The 1,330-nt window shown below is 72.0% G+C and carries 1 protein-coding gene; it reads left to right on the top strand.

Translation table 11 applies throughout. The features are described from left to right. Window positions 1-1,330, top strand: a 1,330-nt coding sequence (locus tag AC27IQ_RS24710; RefSeq protein ID WP_487091176.1) for a 3'-5' exonuclease, incomplete at both ends; no start/stop codon positions are given.

Raw genomic sequence — 1,330 nt, 5'->3', positions numbered from 1 at the left:
CCTGCGCATGCGCGAATGCACGCAGGCCGCCCGCTGGGTGGCCGGGCGCATCGCCGACGGCGTGCCGCCGCGCGAGGTGATGGTGCTCGCCCGCAAGCGCGACCGGCTGGCCGCCATGCAGGACGCGCTGCGCGACCTGCACCTGCCCTGCGTGCAGCCCGAAAAAGCTGAATTGGCCGAGGCGCCCGAGGTGCAGGACGTGGTGGCGTTGCTGGATGCGCTGGTCTCGCCGGGCCACGACCTGTCGCTGGCCCGCGCGCTGCGCTCGCCGCTGTTCGGGGTGGGCGACGACACGCTCGTGCGGCTGGCGCTGTGGCGGCGCCAGCCGGAGAACCTCGAATGCAGCTGGCTCGATTTGCTATTAAAAAGTGAGCATGATGCCCTAGACTTTATTGCCCTGGGGGTCGATTTGGCTCTGTACAAGGGTTGGTTCGACGCATTGCCGCCCCACGACGCGCTGCAGGCCTTCTACACCCACCGCGACGTGCTGGCCCGCTATGCCGCTGCCGCGCCCGCCACCCAGCGCGCCAGCGTGCTCGCCAACCTGCGCGCACTGCTGTCGGCCGCGCTGCAGATCGACGGCGGGCGCTACCTCACGCCCTACGCCTTCGTCCGGGCGATGAAGCGCGCCGGCCAGCGCGCGCCGGGCCGGGTGGACGCGCAGGCGGTGCGCCTGCTCACCGTGCACGGCGCCAAGGGCCTGGAAGCGCACAGCGTGCTGCTGCTGGACACCGACACCCGCCTGCAAAAGGCCGAGACCATGGGCGTGCTGGTGGACTGGCCGGGTGAAGAGCCGCTGCCGCGCCGCTTCGTCTTCCTCGCCAGCGAAAGCAACCCGCCGCCCAGCGCGGTGGACATGCTCGCCGCCGAACAGGCCGAGCGGCAGCGCGAAGAACTCAACACCCTGTACGTGGCCATGACGCGGGCCAAGCACTGCCTGGCGGTCTCGTCGGTACAGCCCTCGTCCTCGGCGCCCGGCAGCTGGTGGAACCGGCTGGCGCCCCTGTTGCAGGATGAGGACGAGAACGTTTTGGCCGAACCTGCCGGCGAAGCCTCGTCGCAAAACGATGGGCGGGCGCAGGACCATGCCTTGCTGGCCGAACTGCCGGCCTGGTCGCCGCCGCCGAAGCCGGAGCCCGATGGCCCGGCCGTGCCGGCGGTGGCCGTGTCCACCCCGGCATCGCGCCAGGGCGAGGCCATGCACCAGTTGCTGGAGCAGGCCGCCATGGCCACCGCCAGCGGGCCGGCCCTTCCGGCGGCGGATGGCCCGCCACGCGGCTGGCACGGCTGGCGGCAGACTTCGACCTGGCGCCGGAGTCCGCCACCCTGG

The sequence above is a fragment of the Acidovorax sp. KPB24-07 genome (assembly GCF_057543315.1).
The sequence above is the reverse complement of the archived record's forward strand: the minus strand, read 5'-3'. Positions and strand labels throughout refer to the sequence as shown.